The sequence below is a fragment of the Lactococcus sp. LG606 genome (assembly GCF_017309645.1).
In the GTDB taxonomy this organism is placed as follows: domain Bacteria; phylum Bacillota; class Bacilli; order Lactobacillales; family Streptococcaceae; genus Lactococcus; species Lactococcus petauri.
The window spans coordinates 47,095-71,356 of sequence record NZ_CP071301.1 but is presented as its reverse complement, the minus strand read 5'-3'; the positions used below and the strand labels follow the sequence as shown (position 1 = coordinate 71,356).

Here is a 24,262-nt window from a genome sequence, read left to right as displayed (position 1 = left end):
TATCAATTTTTTCTTTCTCCTATTATAACATATAAAAAAATCAGATGATTCCATCTGATTTTTAGAAAAATGTTGTAAAGCCATAATAGCCTAAACCAACAATAATGAGAAGTGAAAGGATATGCAAACTAAGCGTTAAAGACTGTAAAAGTTTGATATCCTTGCAGTTCTTAATCTTTCTTTGAACAAATTGAATGATGCCCCAAACATACCAGGCACAGAAAGTAAGAACAGTAAGTGAGCCACCAAGGACCAGTAAGTAATAGGGTATTTTTTCCATTTATTTTTTCTCCACAATATTGTAATACACAAGGCTTGTTCCTTTATAGATTAACCAATAAATAAAGGCTAAAGCAGCAATAGTTCCTAAGCTAATCCAAAGAATTAACTGGCTATCCATGATTCCAAAGATACCAATAAGTTTACTAATCATAATGTAAGCAAAGCTGAAATGTACAATCGTCATTGCGATTGGCAATAAGAAAATCATGCTCACTTGTGACTTGATGGTCTTAGACACTTGCTCTTTTGATAAACCTACTTCTTGTAGAATCTTGAATGATCGCTTGTCTTGCACACCTTCTGACAACTGTTTGTAATAGATAATCAAAGCAGCACCTAAAATGAAGCTAATGCCAAGAACCAAACCGATAAAGACAAAGGCACCGATTCCAGTTCTAACTTCTTTCATCTCAGCTGAACGGAAGCTGAGCATATGATCTCCATCATTATTACCTAACGCATTTGTTAAGCTTTCTTGATCTTTTTCTGCAATCTCAAAGTTAACTGTCACAGATGGACTTACTTGATAGGCCTGCTCACCATTGCTGTTCACTTTATTATAAACCTCAAGAGCTTGATGTAATGCTGCATCATTTGGGAAGATAAGAAGTATTGGCGTAGTTATATTCATCATGATAGGATACTTGGTCAAATCCTGAGTGGCCATGATGTCTTTCACTTCATATTTTGTGCCAAACCAATTAAACTCCTTAATTTTTGGATAAGCACCAAAGTAATCCAGGATATTAATTTGGTTACCAGAAATATCAGGAACATTTTCATCTAAATTTTTCAACGTTTGTAAAGTTGTCATTGAAAATTGAATGGCTGTTTTTTGGTCCCCTGTCGGAGTAATGTTTAGTGTTTTTTCTCCTTCTTTTTGACCGTTACCCATTAAGTAGTCTGCACTTAAAGCTGTTGATATGTTTGATACTTCTACACCAGCTTGATCTGCTTTTTCTTGTAAGGTCTTGGCCAGCTGATCACCTGTTTTTTCTTGCGAATAAACAGTGTATTGTCCTTCTTTTGGAAAGGCACGTTCAACAGTTTGGGTTGAGCCTAAGAAAATACCGATTGTAACTACCATAGTCACTAACGTCATTGACAAGAGAATGGTAATATTGGCCAAGCCAACCGCATTTGCTTTCATTCGGTAAAGCATTGAGCTGATCGTAATAAAGTTTTGCGGTTTATAGTAAGAATTACGTTTTTTACGCCATTTCAAATACCAAACGGTAAAACTGATATAGAAAAAGTAAGTTCCCAAAATAACTGCTAGAACTGCAAGGAAGAAAGTTGAGAGTGCTTTAACGGGATTATCAACATTTAGTGCTAAACCATAGCCAACTATCAGTAAAACAATACCAATCAAGGCCATGAAAATGTTTGACTTAGGCTCTTTTTCACCTTTAGATGCTTCTCTTAACAAATCGAGACTTGAAGATTTCCAAATGATAAATGTTCCAATAATAAGAAGCAAAGCAAAGAAGAGCAAGAATATTGCTGCGACTGTTAGAATAGAAGCTGGTGTAATCGCTAAGTTAAAGTTACTTTCACCAATCATATTGATAAAAATCAGGAAAAGAAACTTAGAAAAAGCAATCCCAACAATTGTACCGATGATGACAGTCGCAATATAACTCATTACGAGTTCAAAGAAAGAAACAAGGGCGATTTTCTTTTTCCCTAGTCCGAGAATGTCATAAAGCCCAAATTCACGTGAGCGTTGCAACTGTAGGAAACGATAACTATAAATGAGAATAATCCCACCAAAGATAGCCAAAATCCACATCGCAAAGGACATCATTTGCCCAACTGATGCGCCACCCTTCATTTTTTCAAGGGATGGAGATTGTGCAATTGCAGCAGTAACAAAAAGCAAGATAAACATTGTTACACTCGCTACGATGAAAGGCGCAAATGATTTCAACCCTTTTTTCAGATTTTGTGCTGCCAGTTTAAAACTAAGCATTATCGGCTACCTCCGTTTCGCTTGAGTCAGCTGAAGCTCCCAAGAATGAAGTCATTGACAAGGTAATTTCTTTTGCAAACTCTGTTGATGACTTATCGCCACGATAAAGTTGATGATAGAGCATTCCGTCTTTAATGAAGAGGACACGTTTTGCGTGACTTGCAGCTAAGCTTGAGTGAGTAACCATGATGATTGTTTGACCAGCATCATTGATATTTTCGAAAAGTTCAAGCAGACTCTCTGAGTTTTTATAGTCCAAAGCTGCTGTTGGCTCATCTGCCAAAACAAGATCCGGTTGAGAAATCAGAGCACGCGCAACAGCCACACGTTGCTTTTGCCCCCCTGATAATTCAAAAGGTTGCTTTTCTAAAAGTGTGTCGATATTCAACTTAGGTGCTAAGTTTTCCAGACGTGCTTTCATTTTCTTTACTGGTGCTTTAGAAAGTACCATGGGAAGATAAATATTATCCCTTACTGATAAAGTATCCAAGAGGTTGAAATCTTGGAAGACAAAACCGAGATGTTCACGGCGGAATGCTGAGATATCCTTGTCTTTAATGGCTGTAATATCACGTCCTGAAAGTAAAACTTGACCAGCTGTGGGTTTTTCCAAAGTTGATAAGATATTCAAGAGTGTTGTTTTACCTGAACCTGACTCACCCATAATAGCAATGTATTCACCTTCTTCGACAGAAAAATCAATGTCAGCAAGAGCCGTTGTTTCTTCTTTTGAAAAGCGTGTTTTGAAAACTTTTTTGATATGTTTAACTTCTAATAGCATTTTTTCTCCCTTGTCACCTTTAACTGATTAATTTAATTTATCTTTTGCTTTACTTGGCAAGTCATTTTTTTGAACTTCTTCCCAGTTTGTTACACCTTTTGCTTTATTATCTGTCACTTTAAGATAAGCATCTTTACGTAAATTGTGTGTAGCTGTAAAGGAAATATCTTTTCCTTCGCCATTTTTATCATAAGAAGGTAGCTTGTACTCATAAGACACCATGCGTTCGCCTGAATCGCTTTTTCCAACTTTTTCCGAACCATCTTGTGTAATTTTTACGTAACGTTCTGTACCCCCGTAGCTTGATTTGTACCAGCCATATCCTAGACCACCAATCACTACTGCTAGAGCAAGTAAGCCAAATAATACTTTTTTCATATTGTTGCCTCTTTCCTACTAGGTTTTGTTTTTCTTAACCCTACACTTTTATTCTAACAAATTATATTTTCTGCAAACTTACACTTTTGTAATAAAAAAACTAGCCTTATTTTTGAGACTAGTTTTTATTTCATCAGAAGTTTTTTAAGCGTTCCTTATAGTTTTGAAAAGCCTCTTGTAGCTCTCTAAAACTATCGCTTGAAAACTTATCACAGATTTCTTGGGCTAGGACTGTAGCAACAACATTTTCCATTACTACTCCAGCCGCTGGAAGAGCGGTTGGATCAGAACGTTCAACGCTCGCTTTATAAGGTTCATGCGTTTCAGTATTGACAGACATGAGAGGCTTATATAGGGTCGGTATCGGTTTCATGACACCGCGAATAATAAGGTCCTCACCATTAGTCATGCCACCTTCAAAACCGCCAAGATTATTACTTTTTCGGCTGTAGCCTGTTTGCTTTTCCCAAAGGATTTCATCCATAACTTGACTTCCTTGAAGTCGCCCGGCCTCAAAACCAAGACCAAATTCCACACCCTTAAAGGCATTGATAGAAACGACAGCTGCTGCGATTTTTGCATCTAATTTACGATCAAAATGTACGTAAGATCCTAAACCAGCCGGAACATTTGTAGCACGTACCTCTACAATTCCGCCTATCGTATCTCCAGCTTTCTTTATTTTATCAATATATGAACGAATTTCCTCAGCTCGTGAAATATCCACAATAGACAAATCATTTGTACCAGCTTTGGCTTTGATTTCCCTGACAGTGAGTTCTGGAAGTTGAGCAACAACATCTTTGCCTCCAAAATTAACCACATGATAAGCCAGCTCCATATCAAGCTGTTTGAGCAAAGCCTTGGCAACTGCTCCTACAGCTACTCTCATCGTTGTTTCACGAGCAGAGGAGCGCTCAAGTGTATTTCGCAAATCCTCAAATTCATACTTCATCCCCCCTACCAAGTCAGCATGTCCTGGTCGAGGTTTTGTCAATTTACGTTGTCTCTTGACGGCATCATCAACTTCTTCCGCAGCCATAATTTCCGTCCAATGTGAGAAGTCACGATTGGTTACATTAAGAGTAAGTGGACTTCCCAAAGTTTTACCATGACGCAAACCACTGGTGATTTCGACCTGATCAGATTCTATCTTCATGCGACCACCTCGTCCGTATCCTCCTTGACGGCGTTTCAATTCAACATTGATGTCAGAAGCTTGAAGGGGGAGTCCTGCTGGCAAACCTTCAATGATTGCTGTCAAACGTGGCCCATGTGATTCACCTGCTGTAAAAAAGCGCATCTTAATCCTCCATTATTTTTTGGTAAATTGGTAGTAAATCATCGATAGTTTCGAGCATTTCCTGTAATATCATATCATCTTGTTGACCATCAAAACGCTCAGCTTTCCAAACTCTACCCATCTCTAACTCTGATTTTTTTACATTTTTTAATCGGGTAACAAATTCTTCAAGATGGCTACTTCCATAAAAATCAGACTTGGTATGATCTTTAGATAGAACAAAATCCTTGGGTAATGAGAGATCCGAACTCAACTTCTGAGCGTAATCTGCTTGTCCTTTAGGCTGATCAATAATTGAAAGGTAGATGAACACGTAATCTTGCCAAATCCCTAATTGGAAATGCGGCTCCATTTTATAACCACGTTTTTGTGTGCCAATAGCAGACCACGTGTTTTCAGGTGCATTGCTTGTCCGCCGACGATGCTGTGCAATATGCAGGTAAAACTCCTGTTCAGGGAACGACTGCTTTATTCTTTCTTTTAGCTGCTCTCCTATTTCCATAAAAATCGGTTGAATTTCAGCACGCACTCCCTGCATACGTATTTCCAATCCTTCTATATCAAAGACTTCAAATGATTCTTTTCTAAACATATTTCCTCACAAAAATTTTATACAAATAATCCCTACCAACATTACTGCAACACCTGCAACTTGGATAAGACGTATCGGATAGCGATCTGAACGCCACCAACCAAACTGTTGCACCAACATTGAACCAATGATTTGTCCAAGTAATGCCATCATTATATTTAAGCCAGCCCCTATTTTTGGCACTGCTAAAACGGCGCCAAGAACAAAGAAGGCTCCCCAGATACCTCCCAATATATTCCATTTTTTTATCTTACCTAATTCAACTTTTGTAATTAAGCGACGTTCAATCACTAAAGTCACACAGACAATGGCAATCAGTCCAATGAAGAAAGACATAAATGAAGCTTGAAACGGCCGATGCAATAAGGTGCCCAAATGTCCATTAATAGCCTGTTGAACCGCAGTGAATGAACCTGATATTATCGCCCAAAGGCGCCAAAGCATCAAATTGGGCTCGGCTTCAACTTGTCCTGCTTTTTCACGTAAGCTAGGTAAAACAACGGCAATGAAAAGTCCAAGTATAGTAACAATAATCCCCAATATACGAATAGGACTCATCGGAATTTGGACCGCGTAAAACCAACCAAAGCTGTCAATAACAACTCCAGTTAAAATTTGTCCCAAAATAGGCAAGATAACAGTCTGCACAGCACCTAGTCGTGGAAAAAGAAAGACATTCGATGTAACATATACTGGACCGAGTAATCCACCAATCCATATCCAAGCGGGATGAGATTGGACAAATTCAGTAGAGGGGAACAAATCACCGGTCAAAAGTAATGAGATTGTACCTAAGAAAACAACCCCAATAATTTGAGAAATTGTTGATGCCCAAAAAGGCGAATTAACATTTTTGCGAAGATCGGCATTAATCGGGTTTTGGTTTGCTAGTAAAAAACCCGCAAAAAGTGCTATTCCAAGATAGACAAACATTATAATTTTTTAATTATTCTCTCCATTGTATTGATATTGCGACTTGTAAAAAGGTCTTTATAGACTGTTTTACCTAAGACTTTACCAAAAGCTGTTGTTAAGATTGTGCCCCTTGGTATCACTTGGACAAGCCCTTCTTCCCTACTTGTTTTCAGAGCATTAAACTCGCTTTGAGCAATTTGAGAAACGGTTTATTTTTAACAAGCTTTCTTATTTCTTGTTCGGTTTTTATAAAACTATGCACAGGTAAAAAAGATAGATCAGGCAAGGTTTCGCTGCTAAAAATGCTATTCCCTGTAGCTAAAACAGTGAAACATCTGTAAAACCAGCTGCGTCAAACTCTTTTTTTAAGTCTGTCATTTTGAGTTTGCTACCACCCACATTTATTCCACGAAGAAATGCCCAGTATCTCATTTCAAATATTCCTTCATTTCTTGAAGGCTTATCTCATGAATTTTGGCCTGTCCAATTTCGGGAACAAGTACGGCCTTAATCATCTTGCCTCGCGCTTTTTTATCATGGGTTAGGATTTCAAACAAAGCTGACTCATCCCATGGTTCATAAGTTTGAGGAAGTTGAAACTTTTGGAGTACCACTTTAATTTGAGCAGTTAGTCCTTTAGGCATCAGCCCCTTACTTTCCGCCACTTTACTTATTTGAATCATTCCAATAGCTACAGCCTCACCATGCATGACCTGCCCATAGCCAGCAAAAGCTTCGACAGCATGACCAATTGTGTGTCCAAAGTTCAAATAAAGTCGCGTTCCCTGATCAAACTCATCTTCCACAACAAGTTTCCGTTTCACATCGCAGGCTGCCCGAATAAAATACTCTGCTTCTTGCAAAAGTTCATCGGCATCCTGTATCTCATTTAAGCGGACCCAGAGTTGTTTATCGGCAATCAAGGCACACTTGACGATTTCACCAATCCCCTCACGAAAATCACGTTTCTCTAAGGTTTTCAATACCTTAGGATCAATCAGAACACCATCTGGCTGAGCAAAAGTTCCAATCATATTTTTAGCATAATCACTATTGATTCCTGTTTTTCCACCGATGGAACTGTCGACCTGAGCCGTTAAACTTGTTGGTATTTGGAGAAAGTGAATGCCCCTCATATATGTACTGGCGGCAAAAGCTGCTAAATCCCCAACAACGCCTCCACCTAAAGCAATCACTCCATCGGAGCGTGTCAAACCATGTAAGGCACAAAATTCCCATAGTTTCTCTACAGTAGACAAGTTTTTACTTGCTTCACCTGCTGGAAAAGTAAAAGTAAAAACTTCAAATCCTTCAGTTCTTAACTGGGAAACTGCCTCTCTTCCATAGAGAGGTTCAACATTGTCATCGGTGACAAGTACAACTTTTTGTTGTTGCCAGAGTTGTGCAACCCATAGTCCCACTTGTGACAAGCTTCCCTTCTTAATAATGATATCATAAGGGTGCTCTGGAAGATTAACATTTAACCTCATCTTTTTCCTCCAATTCCTGTCTAATCTGCTCAACAGGCATTTTTTTTCCTGTCCATAATTCAAAAGAAGCGGCAGCTTGATGAATGAGCATACCAACTCCATTCATCGTTGTTCTACTTTGGTTTTTCGCCCATTTCATCATTGGTGTTTCACGGACCTTGTAAATCGTGTCTACCACCAGAATTCCTGGGGGCAAAAGAATTGAAGTAGAGAGCGGCATTGCTTCGCCAGACATCCCTACTGGTGTTGCATTAACGAGTAAGTCTGATGTCATAATTTCTTTTTGCAATCGTGAATGATCAGCTAGGTCGTAAAGTTTTATGGTAATTTTTGTCTGATGTGACAATTTTTCCAAACGCTGTTCTAAACGTGCATAGGAGGCTGAATGTCTAGCAAAAACCGTGATTTCGTGCATTTCAAGCAAAGCAGCCTGAACAATTATGGAAATCGCAGCACCACCACCACCAATTAGCGTTATTTTTTTATGACGCGGTTTAAACTTTAACGCCCTGAAGAAACCTTGACCATCCGTATTGTAACCTATTAATTTCCCCTTCTGATTGACAATCGTGTTGACTGCTCCAATCAACTGTGCTTCTTCGGATAATTCATCAATAAATTCCACCGCTTTTTGCTTGTAAGGCATCGAAATATTCAAACCATACATGTCCAATGTTCTGACATTGTTAATTGTCTGTTCGAGAATTTTTTCATCTTCCAAATCCCAAGCCAAATAGACAGCATTTTCATTGGTCAGCTCAAAAGCGCGATTATGAATAAAAGGAGAAAGACTGTGCTTAATGGGATGTGCTAACACAGCAGCCATCCGAGTGTATCCATTTATTTCCATCGTTCACCTGTATTCCCTTTGTTTTTGACATAAAAAAAATAGTATTAGTTTCCTAATACTATTATAACTTATTTTAAGCGGCTTTGCGCCCTGCGAAATACCGTTTGGCAACGCCAATCACTGCTGGAAGTAAGGATACAGCAACGATTGCTAGCATGACGAGTTCAAAGTTTTTCTTGATGAAAGGTACTTGTCCAAAGAGGAAACCTGCCCCTAAAGCGACGATAACCCAAGCAAAACCACCTAAAAAATTATAAAGCACGAATTTTTTATGCGGCATGCGGCTTGTTCCTGCTGTAAAAGGAACAACCGTACGAATGATTGGCATAAAGCGCCCGAGGAAGATAGCCCACGAACCCCATTTAGCAAAGAACTGCTCTGCTTCTTCAATGTATTCTGGCTTTAAAAATTTAGATAGTGTTTTATGTTTTGGAATTACATCTCCAAATTTACGCCCAATTTCATAATTCAGAAGATTGGCCAGAAAAGCTAAACTCCCCATAATCAAAATCAGAAGAGGCATTGATAATTTATCTGGATACATGGCGGCCATCGATCCTACAAAAAAGAGAATTGAATCCCCCGGTAAGAACGGAAAAATAACCAGCCCTGTTTCAATAAAGATGATAGCTCCTAAAAGAACATAGACCCAAACGTGTGCGCCTGGTGCATTCAAAAAACCAGAAATCCAGTCATTGAAGAAGCCAAACATCGAAAGTGTTGTAAACATATTTTTATATTTTCCTTTTGTTATGCTGTTACTGCATTTTTTATTTTACACTAAAAGCTTGCCTTTATCAAATTCTCATTCGTCTATTTTTTTAGACAAAATTATTATTTTTATTTATTCGGACTGTTTTCCATGTCACATTTTATGACACAATTTATTTTTTTCAGCCTTGTTTTATGGTATACTGACAAGTATATAATTGTTTATATAATTAATGAAACTTAGGAGAAATAATGAAATGAAGAAATTATTCCTTACATTATCTTTAATATTCGCCACGATTACTGGAATGTCCTTTGCAACTGCTCATAATGTTAGCGCTCAGGAAACCGTACGTATCGCGAGTGATAATGCTTATGCCCCTTTTGAATTCCAAGATTCAGATAAAAATTGGGTAGGTATCGATGTCGATATCATGAAGGAAGTCGCTAAAATCAATGACTGGAAGCTTGAGATGTCTTTTCCTGGATTTGATGCCGCTCTTCAAAATTTAAAGGCTGGAAAAGCTGATGCGGTCATCGCTGGGATGACGATCACAGATGAACGTAAACAAGTTTTTGATGTTTCAGATCCTTATTATACTTCAGCCATTACTTTAGCTACAACAAAGTCTTCTACACTTAAGAGCTATGATGAACTTAAAGGCAAAGCTGTTGGTGCTAAAAAAGGAACAGCTTCATATGACTGGTTGCAAAAAAACCAAGATAAATACGGCTATACAATCAAAACTTACTCTGACGGTGTTCACATGTTTGCCTCACTGGCTGCAGGAAACATCGTAGGTGCGATGGATGAAGCTCCTGTCATCTCTTATGCCATTAATCAAGGGCAAGACTTGGCAATCAATCTTCCTTCCTTCTCACTTCCTGGGGGTTACGGTTTTGCTGTAATGAAAGGTGAGAACTCTAAACTCATCGATGGTTTCAACAAAGCTTTGACTCAAATGAAAGCCAATGGCGAGTATGACAAAATCGTTCAAAAATATACTGGTGGTAAGAAAGCAACTCCTAAAAAAGATGTTTACACTATTGCCTCAGATAATAGCTTCGCCCCATTTGAATTCCAAAACACAGATAAAAAATTCACAGGTATTGATGTAGACTTGCTTAATGCTATTGCTAAGCAACAAGGCTTCAAAATCAAATGGAACCACGTTGGTTTCCAACCTGCAGTAGATGCAGTTCAAGCAGGACATGCTGATGCTATGATGGCGGGTATGTCAATCACTGATGCACGTAAAAAAGTCTTTGACTTTGGTGATGCCTATTATGATTCGAATTTGACACTTGCTGTTTCTAAGTCAAATGAAGACATCAAGAAATGGGAAGATCTAAAAGGAAAACAAGTTGGTGCCAAAAACGGGACAGCTTCTTATGACTATTTAACGAAAAACGAAAGCAAATACGGCTATACTTTAAAAACATTTACTGATGCTACTTCAATGTATTCTTCATTGAACAATGGTTCAATTCAAGCCTTTATGGACGATGAGCCTGTAGTAAAATATGCCATTAAACAAGGACAAGAATTTAAAACACCTTTTGAAGGTATCCCAACTGGTCAATACGGGTTCGCAGTGAAAAAAGGAACTAATCCTGAGCTTATCGAAATGTTCAACAATGGCCTTTCTTCACTACGTGCCAGCGGTCAATATCAAGAAATTATTGATAAATATTTAGCTTCAAAAACTGAATCCTCAACGGAATCAGAGACAGAAAGCACAATGCTTGGTATCTTGAAAAACAACTGGAAACAGTTAGGTAAAGGTCTCTGGATCACTATCCAATTGGCTTTAGTTTCCTTTGTTTTAGCAATGATTGTCGGTGTAATCTTCGGCCTTTTCTCCGCAAGTCCATCACCAGCTCTCCGTACAATTTCACGTATTTATGTCGATCTTAACCGTTCAATTCCTCTTTTGGTATTAACAATTTTCATTTTCTATGGTATCCCAAATATGTTGCAACTCCTCACAGGTCATCAAAGTCCTTTGAATGAGTTTACAGCCGGTGTTATTGCCTTAACTCTTAACGAATCAGCCTACATTGCTGAAATCGTTCGAGGCGGTATTGCTGCTGTTCCAACTGGCCAAATGGAGGCCAGCCGCTCTCTTGGTATTCCTTATGTGAAAACAATGCGAAAAGTAATCTTGCCACAAGCTGTTAAGATTACCATTCCTAGCTTGATTAACCAATTTATTATTACGCTGAAAGATACAACCTTGGTATCTGTTATCGGATTGGTTGAACTCTTGCAAGCAGGTCAAATTATCGTTGCACGTAACTTCCAAGCTTTCCGTGTCTACGGTTTGATTGGTTTGATTTACATGGTTGTGCTGCTTCTCTTAATGTGGGCAGGACGTCGCATCGAACAAAAAATGAAATAAGGAGATTAAAGATATGTCTGTACAAATCGAAGTTACTGATCTTCACAAAACATATGGTAAAAACGAGGTTCTCAAAGGAATCTCTGCAAAATTTAACAAAGGAGATGTTGTTTGTATTATTGGTCCTTCAGGTTCTGGTAAATCAACATTCCTTCGTACACTAAATGGTTTAGAAGACGCAACAAGTGGCGATGTTATTATCAATGGGTACAACCTTACAGATAAAAACACTGATATTAACTTGGTTCGCCAACATGTCGGAATGGTTTTCCAACACTTCAACCTTTTTCCTAACATGACCGTTTTAGAAAATATTATGTATGCGCCCGTTGAGCTTAAAAAGCTTACAAAAACTGAAGCAAAAGAAAAAGCTCTGCGCTTGCTTGAAGCTGTTGGTCTAGAAGAGAAAAAAGATACAATGCCTGAGATGCTTTCAGGTGGTCAAAAACAACGTGTAGCCATTGCCCGTGCCTTGGCTATGGACCCTGATGTTATGCTCTTTGATGAGCCAACTTCAGCACTTGACCCTGAGATGGTTGGCGATGTTCTTGATCTGATGCGTCGTATCGCAGACGATGGCATGACAATGCTTATCGTAACACACGAGATGGGCTTTGCACGTAAAGTTGCTAACCGTGTCATGTTTACAGATGCTGGTGTTATCCTTGAAGATGGTAAACCAGAAGACCTCTTTGAAAACCCTCAGCATCCACGCCTACAAGACTTCTTATCTAAAGTATTGAATGCGTAAAGCCAAAAACGTTTGTCTCTTTAAAAGAAACAAACGTTTTTCTTTTCTGCAAGATAAAATAATAAAACTGAAAGGGTTTATCCTTTCAGTTTTATTATTGGGTTGCGGTAATTTCAGTTGTATTTCCTGAGTTCTTCTTATTTCCTTCAGGATTTTTTAGATCAGCCAGATAATCTTCTTTTGGCTTTGCATAAATTCCTGCTTCCATATCAATCACTTGTGGCGCTTGAAGTTGCTTCGCAATACTTGGATAGTAAGGAACCTTCTCGGTAATTTGACTGAGAGAAACACGTACTTGATTACCATCTGACATATCCAAAGCGATAAAGTCTTTAGTTGCTTTAGTCGGTGTTTTCGTAACCGTCGTAATCAAACCACGTATTTCAGGCTTCAATTTCATATAGGCTGTAATAAACTTTTCGACTTCTTCATCGGAAAAGTTTTTTAGTACCGGAAGTTTCGAAAGTTTATCCTTAGCTATTTCTTGATCCTTGAGGATATGACCACTTTCTAACACTTGGTAAGTTTTACCCTTTTGTTCTACATAAGCAACTTTTTCGAACTCCGTGACTTTAGCCTCGATATTATTGGGAAAACTTACGTGTAAGTTGACAGATTTAACACGTGGAAATTGTTGAACAATACTGTTTTCAATAGCTCTTTTATTTCTGAGCACACCATAAATCCTATCCGTTGGCTTCAAACGTGAAGCCTGTACGATAGATTCAAAAGACTCATTTTTATTACCTGAAACCGTAAACGTCCCAATTTTGCTTATCGGGGACACCGCGTAAATCGAAGTTAAAAACAATAAGATTGCCAAGAATAAGACGGGCCACATCTTTTTGAACACTTCGAAACTTCCTTCAAAAAAAGAATGTTCCGGTTCTTGTTCTTCAAAATCCTCAACAAAATCATCTGAGTATCCTTGCTCAGACTCTTCTGCTTCTACAAAAGATTCTTGTTGCTCGATTTCTTCCTGAACTTCAGGAGAATCTGCTTCAACATCTTCTTTTTTCTTAAAAAACTTCCGTTTTTTGGGTTCTTCAGACTTCTCTTGATTTTCAGCTGCTTTGCGGCGCTGATATTCAAGATGTTTCTTTTGCCAAGGCGTAAGGTTTTCTTCACTCATTATTTTTTAATTTCTTTCACAAGTTGATATAGTCGATCGCTAGCATCAGGTACTCCTGCTTTTTCACTGGCTACAGACATAGCTTGGTAAAGCTCTTCGTCAGAAAAGATTTCAGAAATGCTGGCAAGCATTGTATCTGCTGTAAGATTGACATCTTTAATCATCTTAGCAGCACCGATATCTACAAGAGCTTGAGCATTCTTTGTTTGATGGTCTGCTGTGACATTTGGACTAGGCACAAAAATCGTTGGCAAACCAAGTGCAGTAATTTCAGCAATCGTTGTCGCACCTGCTCGACATAATATTAAATCTGATGACGCAAGAACTTCGAGCATATTTGAAATATATGGACGGATAGCTATATTTGCAGCATCGGCATATTTTGCAAACTCTTCATGATCTTCATCAAAGTAGATTTGTCCTGAGGCATAGACGATTTGGTAATCCGCTTCTGCAAACTTTGGTAGAGCAGCTTTTACCGCCTCGTTAATTGTTTGAGCGCCTCGTGACCCTCCAAAAATAACTACCGTTTTCTTACCTTTTTGAAGTTGATATTCTGTTTCCAGAATATCGGTAGCTTTTAAAGTTGCAACTTCCTGAGCACGTGGATTACCAGCAAAAACTGTTTTGGATTCTGGGAAGAAGGGTTTGGCTGCTTCAAAGGCGACCGCAACTTTGTCCACATATTTACTCAAAAACTTATTAGTAATCCCTGGAATTGAATTTTGTTCATGAACGATAGTAGGCACATTGAGCTTAGCTGCTGCGTAAAGTACCGGTCCAGCCACATAGCCTCCTGTTCCAATAACCACATCAGGTTTAAAATCCTTAACAATTTTCTTCGCATCTGATGTAGATTTCAGGAACTTGTAGATTGTCTTAAAGTTATTTAAAGAAAGGCTACGACGAAAACCTTGTACATCTACAGTTTTAAAGGGCACGCCTGCTGCAGGCACAATCTTACTCTCCAAGCCGCGTTCTGTACCTACATAGAGGATCTCCGAGTCTGGCTCAATAGTTTTCAGATGCTTTATAAAGGCCAGCGCAGGATAGATATGACCTCCCGTTCCGCCTCCAGTTACAATAATTTTCATACTATTTCCATTCACCTTTCAATTCTTCGAAAGCTTTAATAAACATATCCCCACGTTCTTCAAAGGTCTTGTACTGATCCCAGCTGGCACAAGCAGGACTAAGTAAAATAGTGTCCCCCTCTTCCGTCTTATTAAAGATTGCTTTAAGAGCTGTTGCGACATTTTCACTGTGGAGTGTTGGAATCTGCAAGCGATCTGCAAGATCTTGCAGCTTTGGTGCAGTCTCCCCAAAAAGAACCATACCTTTAATCCCTGTTACAGAATCCGCAAGGTCTTCAAAGCCATTTCCACGGTCTAGTCCGCCAGCTAAGAGCCATAAGCGACTATTTTCAAAACCTGACAAAGCTTTTTCTGTTGCCAGTATATTTGTGGCCTTGCTATCATTGTAGACTTTACGTCCTGCAAGTTCACCAAGATACTGCAAGCGATGTTTCACACCCGAAAAGCTTGTCAGCACTTCAATAATTGCATGATTTTTAGCACCCGAAAGCTTGGCAACAGCTATTGCTGCCAGAGCATTCTCTAAATTATGTTCCCCAGGCAAAGCTAGGTCATCTGCATCCATGATGAATTCATCACGAAAATAAAGTTTACCTTCCAGCGCATAAGCACCATCAACTTTATTTTCAGTTGCAAATGGCACAACTCGAGCTGCTGTATGCTCTGCTAGAGCACGACATTTTTCCTGATTAAAGTTGAGAATAAGGTATTGCTCAGAAGTTAAGTTTTCTTGAATCCGCCATTTGGCAGCTTCATAAGCTTCTTGAGAGCCATGGTAATCTAAATGCGATGAAAAGATATTGGTAATGAGAGCGATTTGAGGCTTGAAGTCTACAATTCCCATCAGTTGAAAACTTGAGAGTTCCATTACCAAAGTATCTTGAGCACTCGCTTGGGCAGCTACTTCAGAAGCGGGAAAACCAATATTTCCTGCTAATTTTGCAGACTGACCATCCGCATTTAAAATATCTGCTATCAGCGTTGTTGTTGTTGTCTTACCATTGGTTCCAGTAATCCCAATAATTGGAGCTTCCGAAACAAGATAAGCAAGTTCAACTTCTGTAACAATTGGAATCTTTTTATCCAATGCTTTCTTTATCATTGGGTTATCATAACGAATACCTGGATTTTTTACCATAAAATCAAAATCTTCGTCTAAAAGTTCAAGGGGATGGCTACCACAGATAACTTCAATGCCTTCTTCCAAGAGGGCTTGCGCGGCAGGGTTTTCTTCAAAAGCCTTTCCGTCATTTACAGTTACGTGTGCACCTAGAGTATGAAGCAAGCGGGCTGCAGCTTCTCCTGATTTTGCTAATCCGAGGATGAGTACTTTTTTTTCTTCAAAAGTTTTGATTTTTTTCATTGTTCCTATTCTTTCTACTTCCCTCTATTTTACCGCTATTTACCTATTTTTTCAATATAGAGTTTGTATTTGAAAGTTTTACTGTGAAAATAAGAGGTCTTTTGCAAAGAAAAAAAGAGCATAAGCTTGCTCTTTTTATTTAAGCTTTCAAGAAGCGTGAAAGGAAAGCTCGCGTCCGCTCTTCTTTCGGAGCTCCGAAGATTTCCGCTGGCCGTCCTTCTTCAGCAATAACCCCTTTATCCATGAAAATTACACGATCACTTACATCACGCGCGAATTCCATTTCATGTGTAACGATAACCATTGTTAAGCCTGTTTCAGCCAGTCCTTTCATTGTCTGTAAGACTTCGCCTACCATTTCAGGATCAAGCGCTGAAGTCGGCTCGTCAAATAATATCACATCTGGATTCATAGAAATCGCACGAGCAATCGCCACACGTTGTTTTTGTCCGCCGGAGAGTTGTGCAGGTTTGGCATTAGCAAAGCTTGCCATGCCCACTTTTTCCAGATTCTCGAGCGCAATAGTCCGAGCTTCTTCTTGGCTTTTTTTCAATACTGTAACTTGCCCAGCCATAACATTTTCGATAACATTCATATTGTTAAACAAGTTGAAGCTTTGGAAAACCATGCCCAGATGCGTGCGATATTTAGGAATATCGAAGCCTTTTGCTAAAACATTTTCACCTTTATAAATTATTTCCCCACCAGATGGCTTCTCCAATAAATTGATTGAACGAAGTAATGTCGATTTACCACTTCCAGATGAACCAATAATCGAAATAACTTCGCCTTGATTTACCGTTAAGTGAATGTCTTTTAACACTTCATTACTGCCAAATGATTTTTTTAAATGATTGATTTCTAAGATTGCTGTCATTTAAGCGTCCCCCGGTTCTTGTACTTGCATTTGATTTTGGATTGGGACGTAAGCGTCTGGTCCATCCATTTTTCTTTCTACAAAGCGTAGAATACGTGTTACTGTAAATGTTAAGACAAAGTAAATTGCACAGATGACAGCAAAGGTTTGGAAATACATAAAGTTTTGTTGCGCCACTGTTGTCCCTTGGAAAAAGAGCTCAGTTACTGAAATTACAGATAAGACTGATGTATCTTTGATATTAATGACAAATTCATTTCCTGTTGCTGGAAGAATATTTCGCAAGACTTGTGGTAAAACAACCTTGCGCATAGTTTGCCCATGCGTCATTCCGATAGCTTGCGCGGCTTCAAATTGCCCTTGATCCACAGAGAAAATACCGCCACGTACAATCTCCGACATATAAGCACCTGTATTGATGGACACAATAATTAGCGCAGCTAAGGTCCGATCCAAACTCAAGCCAAAAGCTAGAGCTGTTCCATAGTAAAGCACCATTGCTTGAACAATCATTGGTGTACCACGGAAAATTTCAATATAAGCTGAAATAAGCCAGCCAAATACTTTATGTAAAAAGGCTAAAAATTTATTACTAATTTCTGGAATAGTACGATAAACACCAATAAGAAGACCTAAAACCGTACCAATAATCGTACCAATCAAAGAGATGAATAAGGTCATCCCTGTACCATTAAGAAACTGTTTGCCGTTATCTCTTACAATACTGATAATTTGATCATACCAAGCGCCTTGTGTTTTAGCTTCTGGTTGAGCAGCAATCATTTCATCCATCAGTTCTTTTTGGTCTTGAGGTGTAAAACCTGTCAAAAAGCTATTAATTACAGGTAAGTTGGGATCATTTTTACGTAAACCTACTGCGACTGTTGTATCATCAGAGTTTGTGACAAAACCTTTTCCTTCGCCAAATTCAATCATTTTGAAGTCTGGATTTGCTTTCTCTGCTGTCACTCCTTCGGGACGTTCAGCTACATAACCATCGATGGCTCCACTTTGTAAAGCCACACGCATGCTTGAAAAATCTTTCATTGCTGTTTGCTTGTTAACACTTTCAATCTGGTCAATCATGTTATAGTGAAAAGTTCCCAGCTGAGCAGTGATTTTTGCACCAGAGAAGTCTGCTAAACTCGATGCTTGAGCAAAGGGACCGCCACTTTTGACCATCATTACAAGGTTAGATGTGTAATACGGTTCTGAAAAGGCGATTTGTTCTCTACGTTCCGCAGTTGGCGACATTCCTGCAATAATGCCATCGATTTTTCCGGATTTTAGAGCTGGCAGCAAGCCATCCCAACTTGATTTGACGATTACTAATTCTTTATTTAACTTATCAGCAAGTTTTTTTGCAACTTGTACATCGTAACCATTAGCCCATTGACCATCTACACCATCAATAGGGACAGCACCGTTGCTATCATCATATTGTGTCCAGTTAAAAGGGGCATATGCAGCTTCCATTCCGACACGGAACTGTTCTGCACTCACTTTTGAACTACCGATAAATAATACCGTAAACAACGTCGCGACAAGTAAGAATAAGTTTGTTCTTCTCATAATACTCTCTCTTTCATTTTTCCAAATAAAAAGCAACCTTTACACAGAGAGGTTGCTAAACGTTGTACGTGATTCATATTATCAGTAAGTAACGAATAGCACTCCGCAAAACTGCGACAGTTCAGCAAGTATCCCTTGCTGCCCCAACAAACTCACTTGGACGAGTGAATTCATTTCGGCAATGTCTCCTCCGTTTTACTTCAACGCTTGTCCAGCTCAGTAAAACTTCCTATTCATTGCGACCTCTATCATTTTATTTGTATATTGTATTTTAAATCTTAACCTTTTTTTAAACGAATGTCAACAATTTTCTCGAATTATCAAAAAACTCAAGAAATAAGATTAAAAGCCCAATAAGTACTTTTATATAATCACTAGATTTTTTATGTTTATTTAATCTTAGGAATTTTTAAAGTAAATTTCGATCCTTCGCCTACAATGGAAGTCACACTGACATCCCCGTCATAGTTTTCCACTATGCGTTGGATAATAGACAGACCAAGACCTGTTCCACCTATATCTCGATTTCGTGCTTTATCGGCACGGAAAAAGCGCTCAAAGACATGTTTTAAATCTTCTTGACTAATGCCATAGCCACGATCCTCAACTGTTGTAATAATGTATTTGTCATCTTCTTCTAGATGGATTTTCACTTCTTGGCGATCTTTAGGCGAGTATTTTATCGCATTATCAATCAAAATTTTTAAGCCTTGTTCATAATGGTTGGGATAAATATGAGCCAAACTACCCGGCGTCAAGTAATTCTCAACAGTTAAATTTAAATCAGGATGAATAAGGAGAAAGTTTTTCTTAAGAAAATTAGAAACTTCTGTTGGATCACAGATCAGATCTTCATCTTGAAAATCAATGCTTTCAAGACGGGCCAATGCAAGCATCTCCTCTAACATCGTTCTCATCGTGCTAACTTCTTCTATACTGGCCTGTAAAGACTCCTCAAGCACTTCAGGATCATTTTTCCCCCATCGATTCAAGAGATTCAAATGACCATCTAAAACTGCAAGTGGCGTACGTAGCTCGTGACTGACATCAGAAACAAAACGTTTCTGCTGATCAACGTAATCGTTAAGCTTAATCATCATGTCGTTATAAACAGTCGCCAGTTCTTCAATTTCATCGCCTGTTTGAATCACTACAGGTTTGAAATCCGCCTTCAAATTATTGGCACGTGTAGTAATCGCATCGTGCAAACGCTCTAGAGGCTTGATATAGCGACTTGCCATAAAATAACCGACAAACTGAGCAATAAAGAGAGCAATAATTTCTAAGATAATCAGGGCAATCAGCAGCTTTGTTCGCACGCTGTAATAATAACTCATATCATAGAAAGCCTGCACATAGCCAATCAGTTTCCCTGTTTTCTTAGAATGAACGGGTCGTTCAACCAAATAACCAGAATATTCACCAAATGTACGTACAGCATGAGTAGAATCCCCCACATCTTTCCTTAGCGGGAAACCATACGAATTGGTCGAATAAATCAAATTTTCACCGACATCAAAGACATAAAAAGACTTCCTAGAACCAATCATACTTCCAAGTGTTTCTAGCTCATTTTCTTTTCCCTGACTGGATGCTGTGTAGTCTTTGGCATAAGCCAAATAATTCGCAAGATTGTCCTCCGACAGTTTGCTTTCCGATTGGGACAAACTTTGCTCAACATTGTCCAGAGCTTTCATCATGTCCTCTTTTTCAGAATTGATGAAGGTTGTTATGGTCAGTTGATAAACTAATACTGTAAAAATAGTGAAGGTTATAAAACAAAAAATCGTATTTGCAAAGGCCCAACGTAGCATGATGCTTCGCTTACGCTCGGGCAGATTTTCTGCTTTTTTCTTCTTCGAATCAAAAAATTTTACCATGTCGCATTTTTCTATTTCTTTACATCGCCATAAAAGGAATAAATCTAGTGGCAAAGCCACTAGAAATCTTCTTATATATTCCCTATATTATTTGCGGTCACGCATGACATATCCCATACCACGAACCGTTTGAATATAACTTTCGCGGCCTTCCACGTCAATTTTGTTACGCAAATAGCGGATATAAACGTCAACAACGTTTGTTTCTGTACCTTCTTCGTAACCCCATACTTCAGAAACCAAGTATTCGCGTGTTACGACATCACCCACATTTTGCATCAGGGTCAAAAGCAAATCGTATTCACGACGTGTAAGGTCAATAACTTTTTTTCCGCGATGTACAGTGCGGTTTGTTTTATCAATTACCAAATCACGGAATGAAGTATTGTCTGATTTTTCAATCGTGTGGATATGGTCTTCACGACGGAAGAGTGAACGGACACGCGCTAACAATTCTTCAATTGCGAATGGTTTTGTAATATAGTCATCCGCTCCAATATCAAGACCTGCTACACGGTCCATAGTTGAATCACGTGCAGTCATCATAATAATATGTGTATCTTTTTCACGGCGTAAGCGTCGTGCAACTTCAAAGCCATCCAGCTCTGGGAGCATTAAGTCGAGCAAAATCAAATCATAATCTTTTGACATTGCTTCTTCAAGACCTTTACGACCATTGTCTTGAACCGCAGTTTGATATCCTTCGTGTTCAAGCTCAAGTGAAACAAATCTCGCAATGTTTTTATCGTCTTCGATAATCAAAATACGTTTAGATGAATTCATAGTTTAGCCTCATTAATATCTTTTCTTTTTAATTTTATTTCCTCTATAATGAAATTATAATATAATTGTAATTTTGTTGCAAGTGTTTTATGAGATTTTTCTTAATTTTTTTCTTCGGAAAAGAAATCTGCCAATCCTGCAAAAGGTGATTTATTTTCTTTATCTGCTTCTTCTTCTTTTTGTTTCTGATAGTCTGCTTCAGACAAGACAGACCAGTTCTTGCCAGAAGGTAAACTTGTGGCTCCAGCTTTCTCATCTTCTGCTAAAATTTGCAAGGGAATTTCTAAAAGAATATTATCAGCTACCGATTCTGATATACTAATCCAATCTGCTTCCAATGTAAATATTATGTCACTGTCCAGTAAATCTTCATTCTTTTTAAGAAACTCATCTGTGGTGAAGGCTTCATTCACAGCGATTGACATAAGATACTCTACTGGCTTCAAGCTCCGTGATGATGGTAAAGTCAAATCCACTTCAAGTGTATAATCCAAGTAATAGATGCCATCGTCATAGGCGATTTGTCCTTGAACATTTACAGGTTTTGCATCAAGGATTTCTTCTGAGCGTTGCTTAAGTTCTTGCGTTAAATCAAGCGCTTCTTCGAATTTAATTATTTTCTTTTTTGATACTTCTAAAATAGACCATTTCATATTTTATTTTTCCTTTATCTTTATAGTGAGTTTAAAAGAAGGCATATTCACGCATGCCTTTAATTTTATATGTGTATACTATCTGTTTCTATTATATGATATTTTTTTTAATTTTTATAGCCCAATGAACTAAAAGATGTTCAGAATTTGCTTACAGTTGGACTTGATTTACCATAGCAAATTAGAGCGATAATAAAAAAGCGCCGAAGCACTTTTTTATTTTCCATATTTCTTGTTGAAACGAGCGATACGTCCGTCCGCTGCTTGGAATTTTTGACGGCCAGTGTAGAATGGATGTGAGTCAGAAGAGATTTCCACACGAATCAATGGATAAGTGTTTCCGTCTTCCCATTCAACAGTTTCTTTCGAACCTTTAGTTGAACCGCTCAAGAATTTAAAACCAGTAGTTGTATCCAAGAACACAACAGGTTGGTAATTAGGATGGATGTCTTTTTTCATTTTGCAAAATTTCCTTTCTGCCTTGGACTGTTTGCCAGACCAAAGTTTGTTAGACCTTAATATTCTAACAGATTTGTTGCTGAAATTCAAGCTTTTTTGTTATTTAAAATACTATTTTTCTTTTTTCAAATAACCGAACATCAAACCAGAAACAAGAGCACCAATCAAAACAAAGAGAAGGTATAAAAGTGGGCCATTTGTTAGAGCTAAGACGAAGATACCCCCGTGTGGTGCCATCAATTTAAGACCTGCCGCACCAACGAGTCCACCTGCTAAGGCTGAACCAACAACAAATGAAGGAATAGCACGTGCTGGGTCAGCAGCACCAAATGGGATGGAACCTTCTGTAATAAATGAAAGTCCCATAACAATATTTGTTAAACCTGATTGACGTTCTTCTTTTGTAAATTTATTTTTGAAGAAGAGGACGGCAACTGTAGTTGCAAGAGGTGGAACCATACCACCAGCCATAACTGCTGCCATAACGACTGAGCCACCAGTAGCAACACTTGCGGCCAATGTTCCTGTACCGAAGATATAAGCAGCTTTGTTAATTGGTCCACCAAGGTCAACTGCCATCATACCACCAACGATAATACCAAGAACTAAAGCTGATGCTCCATTAAGGCTGTTCAAGAAGTTTGAAAGGCCTGTATTGATTGCTGCCATCGGAATATTGATGAAAAGCATGAGCAATCCTGTGATGAATGTCCCTAAAAGTGGGAAAATCAAGATTGCTTTAATCCCATCTAACGATTTAGGCAAGACAGTCAAGAGCTTACGCAAGAGGATAATGACACCACCAGCAATGAAACCACCAACTAAAGCGCCAAGGAAACCTGATGGAATCATTGTAGCCGGATCAAGTTTGCCAAAGGCAAGACCAGAGGCAGCCATTGAACCCGCAACGAAACCTGCAACTAAACCAGGTTTATCTGCAATTGAGTTGGCGATAAAACCAGCTAGGACTGGAAGCATGAAAGCAAAGGCTGCGCCCCCGATATTTTTAAAGTAAGCCGCAATCGGATGATAAGAACCAAGGTTGGCCAATTGATCTTTAGGAACACCCATTGATTGGTCTATCAAGAAGGCAAGAGCAATCAAGATACCACCACCAACAACGAATGGTAACATTGCAGATACACCACCCATAAGGTGTTTGTAGAAGGCTTTACCAATACCGCCAGAGCTTTCTTCTTTTGCCTCATCAGCGGCATCAGCTTCAAATTTTGGTGCATTACCAGAAACTGCCTTATTAATGAGTTCTTCGGGTTGACGAATAGCGGCAGCGACAGGAACTTGCACCATCGGTTTCCCTGCAAAGCGATTCATTTCCACTTTCTTATCCGCTGCAACGATGATACCGTCAGCTTTTTGAATATCTTCAGCAGTCAGCTTGTGGTCAATCCCACGCGCCCCATTTGTTTCAACTTTGATGGCGATGCCCATTTCAGCAGCTTGTTTTTTAAGTGCTTCTTCAGCCATATAAGTGTGTGCAATACCTGTCGTACATGCTGTTACGGCTAAAACATAATGCTCGCTATCAGTGACTTGCTCAATTTCTTCTGTATCTTCAGAGAAAAGCTCTAACACTTGACGCGGATATTTTGCTTCTTTTACTTTGTCTGTAAATCCAGCTTGCAAGAGGAACTTAGAAAGTTGTGCTAAAGCTTCCAAGTGTGTGTCATTTGCGCCTTCTGGTGCTGCAATCATGAAGAAAAGATTAACAGGTTGTCCGTCTAGGGCTGCATAATCCACACCTGCATTTGATTTTGCAAACAGGACAACAGCTTCGTCAACCGCTTTATTCTTGCTGTGTGGCATGGCAATACCATCGCCCAAACCAGTTGAAGTTTGCGCTTCACGAGCCATAATTCCAGCTTTAAATGTATCAAAATCACTGACGTAACCTTCTGCGACTAACTTGTTTACCATTTCATCCACGGCAGCTTCTTTAGTCGTTGCTTGAAGGTCCAAAATCATGACTTCTGTTTTGAGTAAATCTTTGATTTCCATAATCTT

23 protein-coding genes and 1 riboswitch are annotated in these 24,262 nt (G+C 38.8%); of the genes, 2 read left to right on the top strand and 21 right to left on the bottom strand.

The window, feature by feature from the left end; translation table 11 throughout:
- Window positions 1-61 precede the first annotated feature (61 nt).
- From J0J35_RS00385 to J0J35_RS00335, 11 genes are all read right to left on the bottom strand, one after another.
- Complete coding sequence (locus tag J0J35_RS00385) at window positions 62-280, bottom strand: hypothetical protein (protein ID WP_019292060.1); 219 nt, start codon at window positions 278-280, stop codon at window positions 62-64.
- Entirely contained in the window at window positions 281-2,254 is a 1,974-nt protein-coding gene (locus J0J35_RS00380) for an FtsX-like permease family protein (protein WP_206917040.1), read from the bottom strand.
- The gene (locus J0J35_RS00375; protein ID WP_019292062.1) at window positions 2,247-3,035 is read right to left on the bottom strand and encodes an ABC transporter ATP-binding protein; all 789 of its coding nucleotides are present in this window, start codon (window positions 3,033-3,035) and stop codon (window positions 2,247-2,249) included. The genes J0J35_RS00380 and J0J35_RS00375 overlap by 8 nt, the downstream gene beginning before the upstream one ends.
- Window positions 3,036-3,062: 27 nt before the next feature.
- Entirely contained in the window at window positions 3,063-3,413 is a 351-nt protein-coding gene (locus J0J35_RS00370) for a YxeA family protein (protein WP_019335704.1), read from the bottom strand.
- 133 nt (window positions 3,414-3,546) lie between these two features.
- Entirely contained in the window at window positions 3,547-4,716 is a 1,170-nt protein-coding gene (aroC, locus tag J0J35_RS00365; RefSeq protein WP_206917039.1) for a chorismate synthase, read from the bottom strand.
- 1 nt (window position 4,717) lies between these two features.
- On the bottom strand, window positions 4,718-5,308 hold the full coding sequence (locus J0J35_RS00360; RefSeq protein ID WP_206917037.1) for a DUF1054 domain-containing protein: 591 nt from the start codon (window positions 5,306-5,308) through the stop codon (window positions 4,718-4,720).
- A gap of 6 nt (window positions 5,309-5,314) precedes the next feature.
- A complete protein-coding gene (locus tag J0J35_RS00355; protein ID WP_019292066.1) occupies window positions 5,315-6,241 on the bottom strand; it encodes a DMT family transporter in 927 nt (308 codons plus the stop codon).
- Between the two features lie 300 nt (window positions 6,242-6,541).
- On the bottom strand, window positions 6,542-6,655 hold the full coding sequence (locus J0J35_RS11520) for a DUF1697 domain-containing protein (RefSeq protein WP_232624603.1): 114 nt from the start codon (window positions 6,653-6,655) through the stop codon (window positions 6,542-6,544).
- Window positions 6,652-7,713: a 3-dehydroquinate synthase gene (aroB, locus tag J0J35_RS00345; RefSeq protein WP_206917034.1), complete on the bottom strand. Its 1,062-nt coding sequence runs from the start codon at window positions 7,711-7,713 to the stop codon at window positions 6,652-6,654. Before aroB ends, J0J35_RS11520 begins: the two co-directional genes overlap by 4 nt.
- The gene (locus tag J0J35_RS00340) at window positions 7,697-8,563 is read right to left on the bottom strand and encodes a shikimate dehydrogenase (protein WP_206917033.1); all 867 of its coding nucleotides are present in this window, start codon (window positions 8,561-8,563) and stop codon (window positions 7,697-7,699) included. The genes aroB and J0J35_RS00340 overlap by 17 nt, the downstream gene beginning before the upstream one ends.
- A gap of 73 nt (window positions 8,564-8,636) precedes the next feature.
- Window positions 8,637-9,293, bottom strand: a complete 657-nt coding sequence (locus J0J35_RS00335; RefSeq protein WP_014024359.1) for a VTT domain-containing protein — start codon at window positions 9,291-9,293, stop codon at window positions 8,637-8,639.
- 238 nt (window positions 9,294-9,531) lie between these two features.
- On the opposite strand from J0J35_RS00335, the gene J0J35_RS00330 reads away from it, so the two are divergent.
- A complete protein-coding gene (locus J0J35_RS00330) occupies window positions 9,532-11,676 on the top strand; it encodes an amino acid ABC transporter substrate-binding protein/permease (RefSeq protein ID WP_019292070.1) in 2,145 nt (714 codons plus the stop codon).
- Between the two features lie 13 nt (window positions 11,677-11,689).
- The gene (locus J0J35_RS00325; protein WP_014024357.1) at window positions 11,690-12,427 is read left to right on the top strand and encodes an amino acid ABC transporter ATP-binding protein; all 738 of its coding nucleotides are present in this window, start codon (window positions 11,690-11,692) and stop codon (window positions 12,425-12,427) included.
- A 94-nt stretch (window positions 12,428-12,521) separates the two neighbouring features.
- On the opposite strand, the gene J0J35_RS00320 is transcribed toward J0J35_RS00325, so the two are convergent.
- From J0J35_RS00320 to J0J35_RS00275, 10 genes are all read right to left on the bottom strand, one after another.
- The gene (locus J0J35_RS00320; RefSeq protein WP_206917030.1) at window positions 12,522-13,559 is read right to left on the bottom strand and encodes a cell division protein FtsQ/DivIB; all 1,038 of its coding nucleotides are present in this window, start codon (window positions 13,557-13,559) and stop codon (window positions 12,522-12,524) included.
- On the bottom strand, window positions 13,559-14,653 hold the full coding sequence (gene murG / locus J0J35_RS00315; protein ID WP_206917027.1) for an undecaprenyldiphospho-muramoylpentapeptide beta-N-acetylglucosaminyltransferase: 1,095 nt from the start codon (window positions 14,651-14,653) through the stop codon (window positions 13,559-13,561). Before murG ends, J0J35_RS00320 begins: the two co-directional genes overlap by 1 nt.
- 1 nt (window position 14,654) lies before the next feature.
- The gene (gene murD, locus J0J35_RS00310; RefSeq protein WP_206917025.1) at window positions 14,655-16,016 is read right to left on the bottom strand and encodes a UDP-N-acetylmuramoyl-L-alanine--D-glutamate ligase; all 1,362 of its coding nucleotides are present in this window, start codon (window positions 16,014-16,016) and stop codon (window positions 14,655-14,657) included.
- A 139-nt stretch (window positions 16,017-16,155) separates the two neighbouring features.
- Window positions 16,156-16,893 (bottom strand): amino acid ABC transporter ATP-binding protein, encoded by a 738-nt coding sequence (locus J0J35_RS00305; protein ID WP_019292074.1) that lies wholly within the window; start codon window positions 16,891-16,893, stop codon window positions 16,156-16,158.
- Window positions 16,894-18,465 (bottom strand): ABC transporter permease subunit, encoded by a 1,572-nt coding sequence (locus tag J0J35_RS00300; RefSeq protein ID WP_019293245.1) that lies wholly within the window; start codon window positions 18,463-18,465, stop codon window positions 16,894-16,896.
- An 88-nt stretch (window positions 18,466-18,553) separates the two neighbouring features.
- Window positions 18,554-18,721, bottom strand: a riboswitch (Lysine riboswitch).
- Window positions 18,722-18,854: 133 nt separating this feature from the next.
- Window positions 18,855-20,345: a HAMP domain-containing histidine kinase gene (locus tag J0J35_RS00295; RefSeq protein WP_019293246.1), complete on the bottom strand. Its 1,491-nt coding sequence runs from the start codon at window positions 20,343-20,345 to the stop codon at window positions 18,855-18,857.
- A gap of 87 nt (window positions 20,346-20,432) precedes the next feature.
- Window positions 20,433-21,128 carry a response regulator transcription factor gene (locus tag J0J35_RS00290; RefSeq protein ID WP_019292077.1) on the bottom strand — a complete coding sequence of 232 codons (696 nt, stop codon included), beginning with the start codon at window positions 21,126-21,128 and terminating at the stop codon, window positions 20,433-20,435.
- 101 nt (window positions 21,129-21,229) lie between these two features.
- Window positions 21,230-21,781 (bottom strand): DUF177 domain-containing protein, encoded by a 552-nt coding sequence (locus tag J0J35_RS00285; protein WP_206917023.1) that lies wholly within the window; start codon window positions 21,779-21,781, stop codon window positions 21,230-21,232.
- 216 nt (window positions 21,782-21,997) lie between these two features.
- Window positions 21,998-22,240, bottom strand: a complete 243-nt coding sequence (locus J0J35_RS00280; protein WP_003135050.1) for a type B 50S ribosomal protein L31 — start codon at window positions 22,238-22,240, stop codon at window positions 21,998-22,000.
- A 111-nt stretch (window positions 22,241-22,351) separates the two neighbouring features.
- On the bottom strand, window positions 22,352-24,256 hold the full coding sequence (locus tag J0J35_RS00275; RefSeq protein ID WP_019293248.1) for a fructose-specific PTS transporter subunit EIIC: 1,905 nt from the start codon (window positions 24,254-24,256) through the stop codon (window positions 22,352-22,354).
- Window positions 24,257-24,262 lie beyond the last annotated feature (6 nt).

Coding starts and splice junctions, on each gene's coding strand:
- J0J35_RS00385 (WP_019292060.1), bottom strand. CDS start 280: ATGGAAAAAATACCCTATTACTTACTGGTCCTTGGTGGCTCACTTACT.
- J0J35_RS00380 (WP_206917040.1), bottom strand. CDS start 2,254: ATGCTTAGTTTTAAACTGGCAGCACAAAATCTGAAAAAAGGGTTGAAA.
- J0J35_RS00375 (WP_019292062.1), bottom strand. CDS start 3,035: ATGCTATTAGAAGTTAAACATATCAAAAAAGTTTTCAAAACACGCTTT.
- J0J35_RS00370 (WP_019335704.1), bottom strand. CDS start 3,413: ATGAAAAAAGTATTATTTGGCTTACTTGCTCTAGCAGTAGTGATTGGT.
- aroC (WP_206917039.1), bottom strand. CDS start 4,716: ATGCGCTTTTTTACAGCAGGTGAATCACATGGGCCACGTTTGACAGCA.
- J0J35_RS00360 (WP_206917037.1), bottom strand. CDS start 5,308: ATGTTTAGAAAAGAATCATTTGAAGTCTTTGATATAGAAGGATTGGAA.
- J0J35_RS00355 (WP_019292066.1), bottom strand. CDS start 6,241: ATGTTTGTCTATCTTGGAATAGCACTTTTTGCGGGTTTTTTACTAGCA.
- J0J35_RS11520 (WP_232624603.1), bottom strand. CDS start 6,655: ATGAGATACTGGGCATTTCTTCGTGGAATAAATGTGGGTGGTAGCAAA.
- aroB (WP_206917034.1), bottom strand. CDS start 7,713: ATGAGGTTAAATGTTAATCTTCCAGAGCACCCTTATGATATCATTATT.
- J0J35_RS00340 (WP_206917033.1), bottom strand. CDS start 8,563: ATGGAAATAAATGGATACACTCGGATGGCTGCTGTGTTAGCACATCCC.
- J0J35_RS00335 (WP_014024359.1), bottom strand. CDS start 9,293: ATGTTTACAACACTTTCGATGTTTGGCTTCTTCAATGACTGGATTTCT.
- J0J35_RS00330 (WP_019292070.1), top strand. CDS start 9,532: ATGAAGAAATTATTCCTTACATTATCTTTAATATTCGCCACGATTACT.
- J0J35_RS00325 (WP_014024357.1), top strand. CDS start 11,690: ATGTCTGTACAAATCGAAGTTACTGATCTTCACAAAACATATGGTAAA.
- J0J35_RS00320 (WP_206917030.1), bottom strand. CDS start 13,559: ATGAGTGAAGAAAACCTTACGCCTTGGCAAAAGAAACATCTTGAATAT.
- murG (WP_206917027.1), bottom strand. CDS start 14,653: ATGAAAATTATTGTAACTGGAGGCGGAACGGGAGGTCATATCTATCCT.
- murD (WP_206917025.1), bottom strand. CDS start 16,016: ATGAAAAAAATCAAAACTTTTGAAGAAAAAAAAGTACTCATCCTCGGA.
- J0J35_RS00305 (WP_019292074.1), bottom strand. CDS start 16,893: ATGACAGCAATCTTAGAAATCAATCATTTAAAAAAATCATTTGGCAGT.
- J0J35_RS00300 (WP_019293245.1), bottom strand. CDS start 18,465: ATGAGAAGAACAAACTTATTCTTACTTGTCGCGACGTTGTTTACGGTA.
- J0J35_RS00295 (WP_019293246.1), bottom strand. CDS start 20,345: ATGGTAAAATTTTTTGATTCGAAGAAGAAAAAAGCAGAAAATCTGCCC.
- J0J35_RS00290 (WP_019292077.1), bottom strand. CDS start 21,128: ATGAATTCATCTAAACGTATTTTGATTATCGAAGACGATAAAAACATT.
- J0J35_RS00285 (WP_206917023.1), bottom strand. CDS start 21,781: ATGAAATGGTCTATTTTAGAAGTATCAAAAAAGAAAATAATTAAATTC.
- J0J35_RS00280 (WP_003135050.1), bottom strand. CDS start 22,240: ATGAAAAAAGACATCCATCCTAATTACCAACCTGTTGTGTTCTTGGAT.
- J0J35_RS00275 (WP_019293248.1), bottom strand. CDS start 24,256: ATGGAAATCAAAGATTTACTCAAAACAGAAGTCATGATTTTGGACCTT.